The sequence below is a fragment of the Microvirga yunnanensis genome (assembly GCF_025460875.1).
In genome coordinates this window covers 9,755-25,554 of sequence record NZ_JAMXFI010000025.1, presented here as the reverse complement: position 1 = coordinate 25,554, position 15,800 = coordinate 9,755, and the positions used below count along the sequence as shown (strand labels likewise).

The window sequence follows — 15,800 nt, the reverse complement described above, 5'->3', positions numbered from 1 at the left end:
AAATGGCAGGAAACGCGGCGCCTTCAACAGGCCTCCCCCTTTTGACGCACAAAAACCGGACCTCGGCCAGCGGATCCGGCAACGATGGGCAGCCTCGGGACGAGCCCGACGCGATGAAGGCAGAGGGAGTGCGTTACGCCGCTTCGCGGGTTTCCACCACAGCCACGGTCCGGGCTTCGACCCAGATCTGCTCCTGCTTCTTGTCGAGAGTGCGCAGTGCATGCCGGGCATAAAGACGAAACTCGTGCTTGAGAACCCGCGACGCAGTTTCCCAAACCCCGGTCTCATGCCGAGCGACGAAGAATGCCCGAGCGATCTGCTCGATTTCTTGGTCTGTCTGATCCACCTGTGCCCCCACAGAAGCCCTGACGGCTCCGTCAACTGCACCGAAACGCACTTTCGGCTGCAACTGTCGGCAAGGTGTCTGATTTGCGGACTCGTGTCTGTACCCGAAAAGACACGATTCCGCCGCAAATGCGCATCGGCAGATCGTCCGCTATGGGCAGGGCAAAGGCTTCGCCGTCGGATCCGATCCGCTTCTTCAGGCGCGCTCTCAGTGTCCGCCTTGTCGAACGAAGACGGTCCGATCCGTCCTGCTCGGCATCACACCCCTGCTCAGGCGGCCCTCGCCGTCGCCAGGAACAGGTCGATATCCTGCCTCAGGCGGCGAAGCTGCTGATCCAGGGTCTGCTTCGCGCTCGAGACGTGCTGCGCCGCCGCTGCCGCGGATGCCGTCGATCCGGTCAGAGCTTCGATGCTGCGAACGACCGCATGCGTGTGATCGGTGGTCTGGCTGACGTTCACGGCAATGTCCGATGTGACCGCGGCCTGTTCCTCGACCGCGGCCGCGATGGCCGTAGCGATACCGCTCAGTTCCTCCATGATGCGGCCGATGTCGTCGATGTCGGATACGCTGCGCTGCGTCGCCTCCTGGATCGCCCCGATGCGGGAGCCGATCTCCGTGGTCGCCTTGGCGGTTTGGTTGGCGAGGGTCTTGACCTCCTGCGCGACGACCGCGAAGCCCTTGCCCATCTCTCCCGCGCGGGCCGCCTCGATCGTGGCGTTCAGGGCAAGCAGATTGGTCTGAGCCGCGATGCGCTCGATCAGGTCGACCACATCCCCGATCTGTCTTGCCTGCTCGGCCAAGCCGTTGACTGTCTCCTTCGTCCGCTGCGAGCTCTGCAGAGCATGGCGCGCGACGTCGGCCGACCGGCTCGCCTGCTGCCCGATCTCACGCACGGACGATGCCAGCTGCTCCGTTGCGGCGGCTCCCGACTGCATGTTCGACGCCGTCTGCTCGGCCGCCGTCGTGACCTGAACGGCGAGGCTGCTGGCACTTCCGGTTGCCTCGTCGAGAACCGTCGCGCTCTCGGACAGAGCGCCGCTCGCCTGGCCCGAGATATGGAGGCTCTCCTGCACGGCGTCCGAAAAGGCGGCGACGGCCTGCGACAGAACCTCGCCTTTCTTCTGGCGATCCTGGACGAAGGCATCCTGATACACGGAGATCGCGAAATCCATGTCCAGCATGACCGCTTGGTTCACCACGACGTGTTGGACAATGGTGCAAAGTTCGGCCTGTCTCAGGTGAACCTGAGACGCCGGGATCCACCCGGAAGATCACCCGAACAACATCATCGCCCACCTCGATGCGCTTGACGAGGATACAGATAATGTCGCGCTTGGTCGCCCAATCCGCAGCCCCGAGCCGCTCGCGCACCATAGCGGCAAACAGGTCCAGCTTACCAATGACAAGGTGCAGCGAGCGGACTTGCTCATCGGCCTCCTGGTGAGCCTTGGCTTCAGCTTCCAGCCGAGCTGTCCGGCGCCGCAACGCAGCCAGGCGCGGCTCGAATTCAGGCTTCTCAATCAAGCCCTCCGTGTAGCTGTCGATCAGCCGCTCGAGCGCGCGGTGGGCCTTAGCCAATTGACGGTCGAGGGCATCGAGTTCGAGCCGATGCGGCGTGGCCTGCATGGCGTCCAGGCGCCGCTGATACTCTGCGATAACCTGTGCCGGATCGTCGAGCAGCCGGCAGACTTCGGTCCACACCGCCTCGTCGAGCAACTCCGTGGCGACCAGCCGGGCATCGCACCGGAACGCACCGTGGAAGCGGCTCCGGTCCGTGCCGCAACAGCGATAGTAGCGCCAATGCCCGCGATGGTGATGGCCGGTGAACCCATAGCCGCACTTCTGGCAGACCAGCAGGCCGCGCAGCAGATACTGGACGCCCGCAAGCCGCTCGCGATTGCGCTTGCGGCTGGCCTCCAGCTGCTCGGCGACACTCGCGAAGAGGTCTTCGTCGACAATCGCTGGCACCGCGATGCTGATGTGCCGCTCAGCCGGGGCGAGCACTTGCCGCCATGGCCGTCGCGGCAGGCCATCGTGGCCGCGTGGCGGATGCAGCGGCGGCCGCCACGGCACACTCTGGCGCCGACCATAAAGCGCCTGTCCCGCATAGGCAGGGTTGAGCAGCATGCTATGGATCATCGCCCGGCTCCAGTGTCGCCGCCCAGTCGGGCTTGGAAGTCCGCTGTCGTGCAGGCGCCGGCAGACCCCGGCTAGCGTCGAGCGTTCGTGCCCGACCCAGATAAAGATCTGGCGCACGATCCGGGCGGCCTCCTCATCGATCTCGTAGCGTGCGTCTCCCCCGCCTGCCTCACGCGTGATGTAGCGGTAGCCGAAGGGCGCGCGGGACAGAACGCTGACGGCCCCGGTTTGGGCGCGGTGGCGCTTGCCGCGCCGGCTGCGCTCCAGCACCTTGGCTCTTTCGTACTCGGCGAACATGCCCTGCAACTGCAGCAGCAGGCTGTCCTCGGGCGTGGTCCCGATCAGGTGATTGAGAAAGATCACCTGCGTGCCGGCTTGGGTGAACTCCTCGATCAACAGAACCTGATGCGCATAGCTGCGGGCGAGGCGATCCGGGGCATGGATGTAGACGAGATCGATGGCCGATAGCGCCACGAGGTCGCGCAGACGCTCCAGAGCGGGACGGATCAGGCTGGCACCGCTGTGGCCGTTGTCGATGAACTGCAGGTCATCCCGGATGCGATGGCCGTCCTGCTCTGCTCGCGCGGTCAATTCCGTCAACTGGCTGTCGATGGTGTGATGCTCCGCCTGCTGGTCGGTGGAGACTCGGGCGTAGAGAGCAACCTGCAGGGTCTGCGATGCCGAAACGGTTCTCAGGTGCGGAGTTCTCATCGCATGCTCCCTCGGAAAGGGTGGCCTGTGCCTGGGATGGCAGCGAACAGCTGCACAGGGGCACGAGGCGTTCATAGGCGCGTCCCAAGACGTCCCGACTGCCCCGTCTGACCTCGAAGCCGACCTCAAGGCGCAGCCGGCGGCGCCGCTTGCAAAGCTTGGCCATGGCGGTCCTCGTCCGTCATCGGTCTGGGTTGTCCAGAGCCGTTGAGGGATTTAACGCAGGACCTGTCGTATGACGCCGGAGAGCCTCGCGAGCGACTGTATAGACAAAGCTGATCGCAAACTTTGCACCATTGTCTAACACGCCACGGTCAGCTTGCGCGCGAGCGCTGTTCCGTTGAAGCGGTGCTTTTTCGCCAACGCCCTCACCAGCTCGTTCATGATGAAGGCATAGCCGCCGATGTACCACCGAGGCTCAAGGCCGATCTTGTTGTGAATGAGCCCGATGCGCCGGATCCCCTCGACATAGGCTGCGTCGAACCTGCCGCTGAATAGCCTGCTCCAGTGCTGCATTTGAGCGGACACCAGCCGGGATTGCTGGGTTCCGATCATCGTGGACAGGTGCGGCTGCCGATGCATATGGGCATAGAACAGTTCGAGGATCCGAGGCAGTTCGGACGAGATGTCCTTCCAGATGGAGGGGAGATCCTGACATACCCCTCCATCGATGCCCATGAACGCGAGCCGCTCTGCGAGCGATGAGTCATTTTGCACCGGACTTCCCCAAGATTCGACAATCGGCGAAATCTCTAGAGCGCCATGCTTGGCCGAAGCTGATCCCTCGCTCCGGCATCGGCCCGCAAGCTGCGTCAGTTTGTGCCTGTCCGGGCTGAAACCATTCCGTGAACCGAGCGTTAACCTTAGCGGTTCTGCGGGGCTTTGAGATGCTTGATAACATTGCAAACCATTCGGGTTCCTCCCATTCCGGTTCGCGGATGCTTCCGGCGAGGCACAATGTGCCGCCGCTTCCCCATGCGGTGCAGGAACATCTCGGTCAGATGCTGAGAGCCGACTATTATGAGAGGACGGAAAAGCCGCGTTACCTCGGCGATTCTGCGCTTCCGCTCGAATTCGACCCATATCTCTACCGACTCGAGCAGAAAGAGCGGGCTCTCAGGCTCATGAGGGCTCGGGAACAGGGCACGCGGGCGGTCGCCGACGCACTCTCGGGGCTTGAGTTCTAGAGCATCGGACGTGACCCAGAGGGCCGCGTCAGCGAAAAGTGGACCCACTTTTGGGTCTGATGCTCAGCCCTTTGAGGGGCGCACCGCTCGACGCCAAAAACCGGGCCCGCTTTTTCGCACGGTGCTCCCCTCTTGGCTGGCGCACCGCTCGACGCGAAAAACCGGGTCCACTTTTTCGCACGGTGCGCTTGAGTGCATTCGCGGCGAGCGGAGTTCCTTGCATCCCCGTCCCGCCTGACGGCAGGCGCCGATTCAGGTCGCGTTCAAGGTCCATGGCTCAGAAGAGCTGAACTCGAGGAAGAGCCTGGCCATCGTGCCGGTGCGTCTTGGAACTCCTCTCGCCGATGGATATGTCGAAGAGCATGGAACATGAAAGCGGAAGAGCCGTTCTGAGGCGGGCGTTCAGGCGGCTGGAGCAGGAGGTGCCGGGCAAGATCGCTCGCATTCTTCGCAGCCTCCGTCATCCGGACTCGCGCTGGGTGAGGATTCCCGCAGGGATCCTGCTCATCCTGGGGGGGATCTTCTCGATTCTGCCGATTCTCGGCCTCTGGATGCTCCCTCTGGGCCTGCTCCTGATCGCCTACGACATCCCCTTCCTGCAGAAGCCGGTCGGTCGCTTCACCCTCTGGGCGATCCAGAAATGGGCATCCTTCCGGCAATGGTTCTTCCCGCAGCCCCCGAGGGGCTGAGGCCGGTCGCGAGGACCGGCCAACCGGGTCGCGCGGGACTGCCGCTCACCTCGGAATGACGCCCCCAAGCTCATCCTCGATGTAGATGGAGATGATCTCGTCGAAACTGGATTCGGCGCGGAAACCGAGGGACTCGGCGCGGCGGGCATCGAAGCGGCGGGGCCAACCTTCGACGATCCGGATGACGGCGGGATCGGGTTCGTGACGGATCCTGGCGACGGCCTGATCCCCCGCGACGCGCCGGAGCGCATCGATCTGCTCGCCCACGGTCACCGACACGCTCGGCATGGTCAGGCTGCGGCGAGGGCCGATCTTCGACGTGTCCATGCTCGCCGCATGGATGAGGAAATTAACGGCCGATCGGGGCGAGGCATGGGCATGCCGGACATCTGTCGAGACCGGCAGGACCGCCTCCTGACCGTTGAGCGGCTCACGGATGATGCCCGAGAAGAAACCTGAAGCGGCCTTGTTCGGCTTGCCGGGGCGCACGCAGATCGTGGGGAGCCGGATTCCGACGCCGTCGAAGAACCCGCGTCGGGTGTAATCGGCCAGCAGCAATTCACCGATTGCCTTCTGCGCGCCGTAGCTCGTGAGCGGCGTCAGGAAGAACTCGTCCCCGATCGCATCCGGGAAGGGAGCGCCGAAGACCGCAATGGACGATGTGAAGACGAGCCGCGGTTTGTACCCGCCCCCGACGACCCGCACCGCATCGAACAGGTACCGGGTGCCGTCCAGATTGATCCGGTAGCCCTTATCGAAATCGGCCTCGGCCTCGCCGGACACGATGGCCGCCAGATGAAAGATCACATCGGGGCGGCCGGCGACGAGCTTCTCCGCCTCTCCCGGCATGGAGAAATCCGACGTCATCGTCTCGACCGCGAAGGGAGCATCAGGACGCTCGGGCTCGACCACGTCGTGGAGGTCGAGATGAGTGATCGCCTCTCCCCCCAGCCGACCGTCCTTCACCAGGCGTTCCGTAAGCTTGCGGCCGACCATGCCGGCCGCTCCAAGAATGAGGATCCGCATCGATCAGCAATCCTTTCAGGTCATGCCCGGCGGCCACGAGGGACTTCCAGGTCGGGGATGTTGGCTGGCGCCGCCGCTTCGGGTTCGAGTTCGCTCAGCGCCGCTGGTTCGTTCAGACAGAATAGGTCATTTTTGCCGAACCTTGTCCAGTACCGCGTGCGTGGACGGCGGCACGAACGGGCGCCGGTCCACCGGCCCTGCTGGCCATGCCGCGTCCGGGCTTCCCGGCATGCACGCGACGGCTTGATTGACGGTCGCGTTCGGGCCTTTATGCGTGCGGTATGAAGAATTCGAACCCGGCCGATGGCGAAGTCGAGGCGGGCGCTGATCCGTTGAACGCCGTCGATCCAGGTCGCATTCTCTGACGAACGTGCCGGTTCAAGCGAGGGCCCGCGATGATGAGGAACATGGAGAATCTCTTCGATCTCTCAGGTCGTATCGCCCTGGTGACCGGATCGAGCGCCGGGATCGGCCGCGCACTCGCGAGCGGGCTCGGGCGAGCGGGAGCGCAGGTCGTTCTGAATGGGCGCCGGCCGGAGAAAGTCGCCGATGCGGCAAAGACGCTTCGGGACCAGGGCGCATCGGTGTTCGAGACGGTTTTCGATGTGACGGACCGTTCCGCCGTGATCGCAGCCGTCGACGACATCGAAGCCGGCATCGGACCCATCGACATCCTGATCAACAATGCGGGCATGCAGCGTCGCGGGCCGCTCGAGGACTACCCGGAGGAAGCCTGGCACCAATTGATGACGACGAATGTCGACAGCGTCTTCTACGTGAGCCAGGCGGTTGCCAGGCGGATGATTCCGCGCGGCCGGGGGAAAATCATCAACATCTGCTCGGTGCAGAGCGAACTCGGCCGGCCGTCGATCGCCCCCTACGCGGCGACGAAAGGCGCCGTCAAGATGCTGACGAAGGGGATGGCGATCGATTGGGGCAAGCACGGGATCCAGGTCAACGGCATCGGGCCGGGCTATTTCAAGACGGAGCTCAATCAGGCCCTGGTCGAGGACAAAGCCTTCTCCGAGTGGCTGATTGCCCGCACGCCCTCCCGACGCTGGGGAGAACTGGAGGACCTCGTCGGAGCGGCCGTGTTCCTGGCGTCGGACGCCTCCAACTTCGTCAATGGGCAGATCCTCTATGTGGATGGGGGCGTGACGGCCTCCCTCTGAACGGGCTCCGAAACCCGCCGTTAACGTTTGAGCCGTAGATCGCCATTGGCGGTTGCCATCTCGGTGCAGGATGGTTAGCAACGTCACCTGTGATTTGCCGGAAAGCTACTTGGAAAGCTACTTGGGAGGTGCTTCATGCCCCACGGAGCGTACTGCGTTGCATTCAAACATAATCGCTGGACCGTTTCTCAGTTTGGTCGGGATCTTGGATCCTTTCATTTCCGCGCGAAAGCCCTGAAATTCGCGGTCGAATCGGCTTGCTGGTCGGCCATATCGAACCGTCCCACCGTCTTCGTTCTCGATCGGACCGGCGACTTCTATACGGCTTGGCGCGGAGGGCGGGACAGCCTCAGCGCCGAGGCGTGAGTGCATTCCCGGGATCTCTGCAGATCACTCGGCCCGAATGAGAGCCGGCAAGCGCCGGCCGCGATGGCACGATCTTCTCCGCCGACACCTCTCCACCGACCGTCTGGAAACCGAGCTAAGCGACGGCCGCGGCTTGGTGGATCGCCGTGTTCTCCAACTCGACGCTCTGCGGCGTCTTCATCAGAGACTGGATCTTCTCCGCGAGGTCCGTCGCCCGATAGGGCTTGTAGAGAAGATTGAGATCCTCGAGCTTGTCCTCGCCATCGAAGTAGCCTGTGGTCAGGAGAACCTGGATCTCAGGCTGCTCCCGCTGAATGAGCCGCGCGAGGTCGATGCCGCTGAGTTCTCCTGGCATCCGAACGTCGGAGAGGACGAGATTGATGTCCTTCTGCGTCTTCAGGAGCCGGGCGGCCTCGTCGCCGGTCTCGGCTTCGAGCACCTTGAAGCCGAGAGCATGGAGGGTGGACTGCGCCACCTGGCGAACCGCCGGGTTGTCCTCGACCACGAGCACCGTGCGCCCGTCCCCGAAGGGATGAGCCACGCCTGCTTGATGATCAGGCCCGCTTTCCGCAGCCTCATGGGAACGAGGAAGGAAGAGACGGATCGTCGTACCGGCGTTCGGCGTGCTGTCGATTTCCACATGGCCGTGGCACTGCTGCACGAAACCATAGACCATGCTCAGGCCCAGGCCGGTGCCCTTGCCGCTCTCCTTGGTGGTGAAGAACGGCTCGAAGACCTTCTCGAGCACCTCGGGTGGCATGCCGATGCCCGTATCGCTCACGGAAATCACGACGAACTCGCCGCCGGATGTGGATCTGCCCTCCTCGACCACCTGGTTTTCGACGCTGATCGTCAGATCGCCGCCGTCGGGCATGGCGTCGCGGGCATTGACCGCGAGGTTCAGCAGGGCTGCCTCGAATTGAGCACGGTCGACCTGGATAGGCCATATGCCGTCGCCCGACCGGAAGCTTGCATTGATATGTTCGCCCAGGGTTCGGCGCATCAGCTCCAGAAGGCTCGGCATCAGACTCGTGACGTCGATCGTCGAGACCTGCAGCGCCTGACGCCGGGAGAAGGTCAGGAGCCTGTACGTGAGGTCCGCACAATGCTGGGCGCTCTCCAGGGCCATGCGCACCCGGCGCTCGGCCTTCTCGTTCCCCTGGATGGATTTCTTCAGCAGGTCGAGATTGCCGATCACGACGCTCAGCATGTTGTTGAAGTCGTGCGCGATCCCGCCGGTGAGGCGGCCGACGGCCTCGAGCTTGCTGGCGTGAAGCAGGTTCTGCTCCATCTGCTTGCTTTCGGTGATGTCGAACCACATGCCGAAGAACTCGCGCGGACGCCCGTCCTCATCCCGCATGAGCACCGTCTGATCGAGAAAGTAGCGTTCGACGCCGTCGGCGCACCGCCACCGGTATTCGAGGTTGACGGACCCTTCTTCCCCGAGGCGCTTCAGCTGAAGCAGGACCCGCTCCTGATCGTCCGGGTTGATCCGGGAGGACCAGAAGTCGGGCCGCTCGAGGAAGGCCGCCGGTCCGAATCCGGTGATGCGCTCGATGCTCTCGTTGGTGAAATGGAGACGCCGGTGATCCTCGTCGACGGACGCCGTATAGAGCGCGATCGGCAGGGATTGCAGGACGATCGACTGATGCTCCTCGCGCCGGCGCAAGGCCTGCTCCGCCTTCAGCTTTTCGCTGCGGACATGAAGGTTGTCCATCAGCAGGCGGCGCTCCTGCTCGGCCTGCCGGCGGATCTCCTCGGTCTTGCGATAAAGATCGACGAAGATATCGACCTTGGACTTCAGGATCAGGGGCTCGATGGGTTTGAAGACATAGTCGACAGCCCCTGCCGAGTATCCCTTGAAGACGTGCATGTCGTCCTTGTTGAAGGCCGTCAGGAACAGGATCGGCACCCGCGATGAACGCGGCCGGTTCCTGATCAGGCTCGCAACCTCGTATCCGTCGAGACGCGGCATCTGAATGTCGAGAAGGATGACGGCGAAGTCATCCTTCAGCACATGCCTCAGGGCTCCCTCACCCGAATCGGCCGTGATGATCTCCACGCCCGGAGAGCGGAGCACTTCCTGGACCGCGATGAGGTTGCGGGGGTCGTCGTCGACGACCAGGATCTTGGCCGGAATCGGGTCCGACAGGGGACGGGCCGATATGAGATGAAATTCATCCGGATTCGGACCCGTCTCCCCTCGCCTTACGTCGTCCGTCATGAGTTCAGCCCGGTCTCTGCCGCACCATTGGGAACCATCGTCCCATCCGGGATATATGTGCTCCGGCTGAGCTGAACGCGCAAGACGGCCAGAAGCTGATCCACATCGACAGGTTTCGATACGTAGTCGGTCGCACCCGCCTCGAGGCATTTCTCGCGATCGCCCATCATGGCCTTTGCCGTCACGGCGACAAGAGGAAGGTCACGGTAGCGCGAGATGTTCCGGATCGCCCGCATGGTCTCGTAGCCGTCCATCTCGGGCATCATGATATCGACGAGAGCCACGTCGACGTCCGGATTCGCCTGGAGCTTCTCGATGCCCTCCAGTCCGTTCTCGGCGAAGACGACCGAGATTCCATGCTGCTCGAGGGCGCTCGTCAGGGAGAAGATGTTGCGCATGTCATCGTCGATGATCAGCACCTTCCGGCCGTTGAGGGAACCGTCGCCGCGCCGCTCGACGATGATGTGCTTCTCTTCCGGAATCCCGCTGATCGCCCGGTGCAGGAAGAGAGCCGTGTCGTTGAGCAGGCGCTCGGACGAGCCCTCGCCCTTGACGATGAGCGTGGCGGCGATGCTCTGCAGGCGACGTTCCTCGGACTTCGTCAGGTCCTGCCCGGTATAGATGACGATCGGCAGCTCTTCGCCTCCCTTCGTCTTGCGCATGCGCTCGATCAGCTCCGCGCCGGGAAGGTCGGGAAGACCCAAATCGACGACCGCACAATCGAACTGCCGCGACTGGATCACTTCCAGAGCGCTCTCGGCCGTTCCCACCGCGGTGACGTCGACCTGTTCGCTCCTCATGAGTTCGGACAGGCTCATGCGCTGATTGTCGTCGTCCTCGACGAGCAGCAGCTTCTTCACGGGCCGGTCGATGAACTCCTTGGTGCGGTTGAGCGCCCCCATGAGAGCCTCCCGGTCGACGGGCTTCTCCAGGAACCCGAAGGCGCCGGCCTTGAGGCCGCGCTTCTTCTGATCATCCACCGAGATCACATGGATCGGCACATGCCGGGTGCGCGGATCGTGCTTGAGCAGATCGAGGAGCGCCCAGCCGTCCATGTCGGGAAGTCCGATATCGAGGGTGATCGCGTGCGGCTTGTAGCGGTGCGCGAGGGCAAGGGCCGATGCGCCGTCCATGGCGATCAGTCCCCTGAAGCCCTCCTCGCGGGCGAGCTCCAGCAGGACCGAGGCGAACATCGCATCGTCCTCGACGATGAGCACCACCCGATCACCGCTGGTGATCGCGTGCCGGTCGTCGAGCGAGGCCGAAAGCGCCATCGCGGCCGACGGCTGGCGGATCATCGATCCGGCCGACTCGTCTGAGGCGACGTATGGCCCGCTCCCATTTCCATTGGGCCTGGCGGTGGATTCGCTGCCGGCAAGTCCGTGGCTGGCCGGGGGCTCGACCGGGACGAAGAGCGTGAAGGTCGAGCCGCTTCCCGGCGTGCTCGACACCACGATCTCGCCGCCGAGCAGGCGGGCGATTTCGCGGCTGATCGAGAGACCCAGCCCGGTTCCGCCGTATTTCCGGCTCGTCGTGCCGTCCGCCTGCTGGAAGGCCTCGAAGATGATGCGCTGCTTTTCCTCCGGGATGCCGATGCCGGTATCAGTCACCGACATGGCGATCCACTGGCTGCCCGCCCGCAGGGGCGATCCCTCGGCCGATCCGATCTGAAGGGTCACGCCTCCGCGCTCCGTGAACTTGAAGGCGTTCGACAGGAGGTTCCGCAGCACCTGCTGCAGCCGCTTCGAATCCGTCCGGATGGCCGGCGGCAGCTTGGGATCGACCTCCACGTGGAAGTCGAGCCTTCTTTCCTCCGCCACCTGGCGGAAGGTGCGCTCCATGTTGTCGACCAGGTCCTTGAAGGCGACGCTCGACACCTCCAGGCTGACGGTGCCCGACTCGATCTTCGACAGGTCCAGGATGTCGTTGATGAGCGAGAGAAGATCCGATCCCGCCGCGTGGATCGTCTTCGCGAACTCCCTCTGCTTGTCGGTCAGGTTGCCGTCCGAGTTCTCGGTCAGGAGCTTCGACAGGATCAGAAGCGAGTTCAGCGGCGTCCGCAGCTCGTGGCTCATGTTGGCCAGGAACTGCGACTTGTAGCGCGAGGTCAGCGAAAGCTGCTCGGCCTTCTCCTCCAGGGCCGTCTTGGCGACGGACACCTCCTGGTTCTTGGTCTCGACCTCCCGCTTCTGAAGCTCGAGCAGCCGTGCCTTGTCCTCGAGCTCCTCGTTGGTCTTCTGAAGCGCTTCCTGCTGCTGCCGCAGGAGTTCTTCCGACTGGCGCAGGGTTGCCGCCTGCTGCTCCAGGCGGTCGTTGGTGTTCCGCAACTCTTCCTGCTGGCTTTGCAGCTCGGTGGTCAGGAGCTGCGACTGCTTCAGCAGGCCCTCTGTCCGCATGTTGGCCGCGATGGTGTTGAGAACGATGCCGATCGATTCCGTAAGCTGCTCGAGGAAGGACTGGTGCGTCTCGGAGAACCGGCTGAACGAGGCGAGCTCGATGACCGCCTTCACCTCCTGCTCGAACAGCACCGGCAGCACGATGATGTTGAGCGGCGGCGCTTCGCCCAGGGCCGAGCTGATGGTGATGTAATCGCCCGGCACGTTCGTGAGCAGGATCCGCTTCCGCTCGTAGGCAACCTGTCCGACCAGACCTTCGCGGAGACGGAACCGGTTGTTGAGGTGCTTCCTCTCCGTGAACGCATAGGAGGCGACCATCTCCAGGATGGGCTCGCTGCCGTCGTTCCCGACCGTATAGAACACGCCCTGCTGCGCGTTCACGAGCGGGGCGATCTCCGACAGGATCATGTTGGACACGGTGGTGAGATCGCGCTCGCCCTGCAGCATGCGGGTGAACTTGGCGAGGTTGGTCTTGAGCCAGTCCTGCTCCGCATTCTTGAGCGTCGTGTCGCGCAGGTTGCGGATCATCTCGTTGACGTTGTCCTTGAGCGAGGCGAGCTCGCCCGAGGCTTCCACCGAAATCGACCGGGTCAGATCGCCCTTGGTCACGGCCGTCGCCACGTCCGCGATCGCGCGCACCTGGGTGGTCAGGTTGGCCGCGAGCTGGTTCACGTTGTCCGTGAGATCGCGCCACAGGCCGGCCGCGCCCGGCACCCTCGCCTGTCCGCCGAGCTTGCCTTCCACGCCCACTTCACGGGCCACGTTCGTCACCTGATCGGCGAAGGTGGCGAGCGTGTCGATCATCTCGTTGATGGTCTCGGCGAGCGCGGCGATTTCGCCCTTGGCATCCACCGTCAACTTTCGCTTCAGATCACCTTCGGCGACCGCCGTCACCACGCTGGCGATGCCGCGCACCTGGCCGGTGAGGTTGTTCGCCATCATGTTCACGTTGTCGGTCAGGTCCTTCCAGGTTCCGGCAACGCCGCGCACCTGGGCCTGGCCGCCGAGCTTGCCCTCGATGCCGACCTCGCGGGCCACGCGGGTCACCTCCGAGGCGAAGGAATTGAGCTGGTCCACCATGGTGTTGATGGTCGACTTCAGTTCCAAGATCTCGCCGCGCACATCGACCGTGATCTTCTTGGACAGGTCGCCGTTGGCGACGGCTGTCGTGACTTCCGCGATGTTACGCACCTGGCCGGTAAGGTTCGCCGCCATCATGTTGACGTTGTCGGTCAGGTCCTTCCACACGCCGCCGACCCCGCGCACCTGCGCCTGGCCGCCGAGCTTGCCTTCCGTGCCCACCTCGCGGGCCACGCGGGTCACCTCGCCGGCGAAGGAGTTGAGCTGGTCCACCATGGTGTTGATGGTGGACTTCAGCTCGAGGATCTCGCCCTCGACCGCGACGGTGATCTTCTTGGACAGGTCGCCGTTCGCCACCGCCGTGGTGACTTCCGCGATGTTGCGCACCTGGCCGGTGAGGTTCGCCGCCATCATGTTGACGTTGTCGGTGAGGTCCTTCCACACGCCGCCGACCCCGCGCACCTGCGCCTGGCCGCCGAGCTTGCCTTCCGTACCCACCTCGCGGGCCACGCGGGTCACCTCGCCGGCGAAGGAGTTGAGCTGGTCCACCATGGTGTTGATGGTGGACTTCAGCTCAAGGATCTCGCCACGCACATCGACGGTGATCTTCTTGGACAGGTCGCCGTTCGCCACCGCCGTGGTGACTTCCGCGATGTTACGGACCTGGCCGGTGAGGTTGGCCGCCATCAGGTTCACGTTGTCGGTCAGGTCCTTCCAGGTACCGGCCACGCCTTCCACGCGGGCCTGGCCGCCGAGCTTGCCCTCGGAGCCCACCTCCTTGGCGACGCGCGTCACTTCCCCGGCGAAGGAATTGAGCTGGTCCACCATGGTGTTGATGGTCGACTTCAGCTCGAGGATCTCGCCCCTGACCTCCACGGTGATCTTCTTGGACAAGTCGCCGTTTGCCACCGCCGTGGTGACTTCCGCGATGTTACGGACCTGGCCGGTGAGGTTGGCCGCCATGAGGTTCACGTTGTCGGTCAGGTCCTTCCAGGTGCCCGCCACGCCGCGCACCTGGGCCTGGCCGCCGAGCTTACCTTCGGAGCCCACCTCCTTGGCCACGCGGGTCACTTCCGACGCGAAGGAGTTCAGCTGGTCCACCATGGTGTTGATGGTGTTCTTGAGCTCCAGGATCTCGCCCCGGACTTCCACCGTAATCTTTTTCGACAGGTCGCCGTTCGCCACTGCGGTCGTCACGTCCGCGATGTTGCGGACCTGCGCGGTGAGGTTCGAGCCCATCATGTTGACGTTCTCGGTGAGATCGCGCCAGACGCCGCCGACGCCCTCGACTTGGGCTTGGCCGCCGAGCTTGCCCTCGGAGCCCACCTCCTTGGCGACGCGCGTCACTTCCGAAGCGAATGAATTGAGCTGGTCCACCATGGTGTTGATGGTCGATTTGAGCGCCAGAATCTCGCCCTTCACGTCCACGGTGATCTTCTTGGACAGATCGCCCCGGGCAACGGCCGTGGTGACCTCCGCGATGTTACGGACCTGGCCGGTCAGGTTGGCCGCCATCATGTTGACGTTGTCGGTCAGGTCCTTCCACACGCCGCCGACCCCGCGCACCTGCGCTTGGCCGCCGAGCTTGCCCTCGGAGCCCACCTCCTTGGCGACGCGCGTCACTTCCGAGGCGAACGAATTGAGCTGGTCCACCATGGTGTTGATGGTGTCCTTCAGCTCCAGGATCTCGCCCTTCACGTCGACGGTAATCTTCTTGGACAGGTCGCCGTTCGCGACCGCCGTGGTCACCTCGGCGATGTTGCGGACCTGGCCGGTGAGGTTCGCCGCCATGAGGTTGACGTTCTCGGTCAGGTCCTTCCAGGTGCCGGCCACGCCCTTCACCTTCGCCTGGCCGCCGAGCTTGCCTTCCGATCCCACCTCGCGGGCCACGCGGGTCACCTCGGAGGCGAAGCTGCCGAGCTGCCCCACCATGGTGTTGACCACCTTGCCGATGCGCAGGAACTCGCCCCGGAGCGGACGTCCGTCCGTCGCCAGGTCGATCGTCTGGCTCAGGTCGCCCTTCGCCACTGCCCCGATGACCCGCGCCACCTCGACGGTCGGCTGGACGATGTCGCCGATCATGGCGTTGACGGAATCGACGCATTCGCTCCAGCAGCCGGTCGCCCCCACCAGCCGCCCGCGCTCCTCGATCCGTCCCTCCTTGCCGACGACCTTGGCAACCCGCTCCAGTTCCTGGGCGAGGCCGTGGTTCAGGTCCGCGATGTCGTTGAAGGCCTCGGCGATCTCGCCGTCGACGCCGGTCAGGTCGGACGGCAGACGGGCCGAGAAATCGCCTTTCCTGAAGGCGCGCAAGGTTTTGAGCAGCAGCCTGGGATCAAGCTGCGAAGTGGTGGTTTCGACTTGTGACATAAGGCCCCCCGTTACGCTGTTCCAGGCTCAAACCCTCAACCTGGATCCCCATGTGCCGACGTCCCAAAGCTATTGTGTTCGTCTTCGGATGGAA

The 15,800-nt window shown here is 63.9% G+C and carries 10 protein-coding genes; 3 read left to right on the top strand and 7 right to left on the bottom strand.

The window, feature by feature from the left end:
* Positions 1 to 133 precede the first annotated feature (133 nt).
* The 4 genes from NF876_RS14540 to NF876_RS14525 form a co-directional block, all read right to left on the bottom strand.
* Complete coding sequence (locus tag NF876_RS14540) at positions 134 to 346, bottom strand: hypothetical protein (protein ID WP_262269506.1); 213 nt, start codon at positions 344 to 346, stop codon at positions 134 to 136.
* 269 nt (positions 347 to 615) lie between these two features.
* Complete coding sequence (locus NF876_RS14535; RefSeq protein ID WP_262269505.1) at positions 616 to 1,281, bottom strand: methyl-accepting chemotaxis protein; 666 nt, start codon at positions 1,279 to 1,281, stop codon at positions 616 to 618.
* Positions 1,232 to 3,196 carry a recombinase family protein gene (locus tag NF876_RS14530; RefSeq protein ID WP_262269504.1) on the bottom strand — a complete coding sequence of 655 codons (1,965 nt, stop codon included), beginning with the start codon at positions 3,194 to 3,196 and terminating at the stop codon, positions 1,232 to 1,234. Before NF876_RS14530 ends, NF876_RS14535 begins: the two co-directional genes overlap by 50 nt.
* A gap of 300 nt (positions 3,197 to 3,496) precedes the next feature.
* Positions 3,497 to 3,913 carry a protoglobin domain-containing protein gene (locus tag NF876_RS14525; protein WP_262269503.1) on the bottom strand — a complete coding sequence of 139 codons (417 nt, stop codon included), beginning with the start codon at positions 3,911 to 3,913 and terminating at the stop codon, positions 3,497 to 3,499.
* Between the two features lie 242 nt (positions 3,914 to 4,155).
* Here NF876_RS14525 and NF876_RS14520 point away from each other — a divergent pair, with 242 nt between their 5' ends.
* On the top strand, positions 4,156 to 4,383 hold the full coding sequence (locus tag NF876_RS14520) for a hypothetical protein (protein ID WP_262269502.1): 228 nt from the start codon (positions 4,156 to 4,158) through the stop codon (positions 4,381 to 4,383).
* 362 nt (positions 4,384 to 4,745) lie between these two features.
* The gene (locus NF876_RS14515) at positions 4,746 to 5,072 is read left to right on the top strand and encodes a hypothetical protein (protein ID WP_262269501.1); all 327 of its coding nucleotides are present in this window, start codon (positions 4,746 to 4,748) and stop codon (positions 5,070 to 5,072) included.
* Positions 5,073 to 5,117: 45 nt separating this feature from the next.
* Here the strand turns inward: NF876_RS14515 and denD are convergent, their stop codons facing one another.
* Positions 5,118 to 6,098, bottom strand: a complete 981-nt coding sequence (denD, locus tag NF876_RS14510) for a D-erythronate dehydrogenase (RefSeq protein ID WP_262269500.1) — start codon at positions 6,096 to 6,098, stop codon at positions 5,118 to 5,120.
* A gap of 407 nt (positions 6,099 to 6,505) precedes the next feature.
* Here denD and NF876_RS14505 point away from each other — a divergent pair, with 407 nt between their 5' ends.
* On the top strand, positions 6,506 to 7,270 hold the full coding sequence (locus NF876_RS14505; protein ID WP_262269499.1) for an SDR family oxidoreductase: 765 nt from the start codon (positions 6,506 to 6,508) through the stop codon (positions 7,268 to 7,270).
* A 481-nt stretch (positions 7,271 to 7,751) separates the two neighbouring features.
* Here NF876_RS14505 and NF876_RS14500 read toward each other — a convergent pair whose 3' ends face one another.
* Both NF876_RS14500 and NF876_RS14495 read right to left on the bottom strand, forming a co-directional pair.
* A complete protein-coding gene (locus tag NF876_RS14500) occupies positions 7,752 to 9,860 on the bottom strand; it encodes a response regulator (RefSeq protein ID WP_262269498.1) in 2,109 nt (702 codons plus the stop codon).
* Positions 9,857 to 15,706: a HAMP domain-containing protein gene (locus tag NF876_RS14495; protein WP_262269497.1), complete on the bottom strand. Its 5,850-nt coding sequence runs from the start codon at positions 15,704 to 15,706 to the stop codon at positions 9,857 to 9,859. Before NF876_RS14495 ends, NF876_RS14500 begins: the two co-directional genes overlap by 4 nt.
* Positions 15,707 to 15,800: the final 94 nt, after the last annotated feature.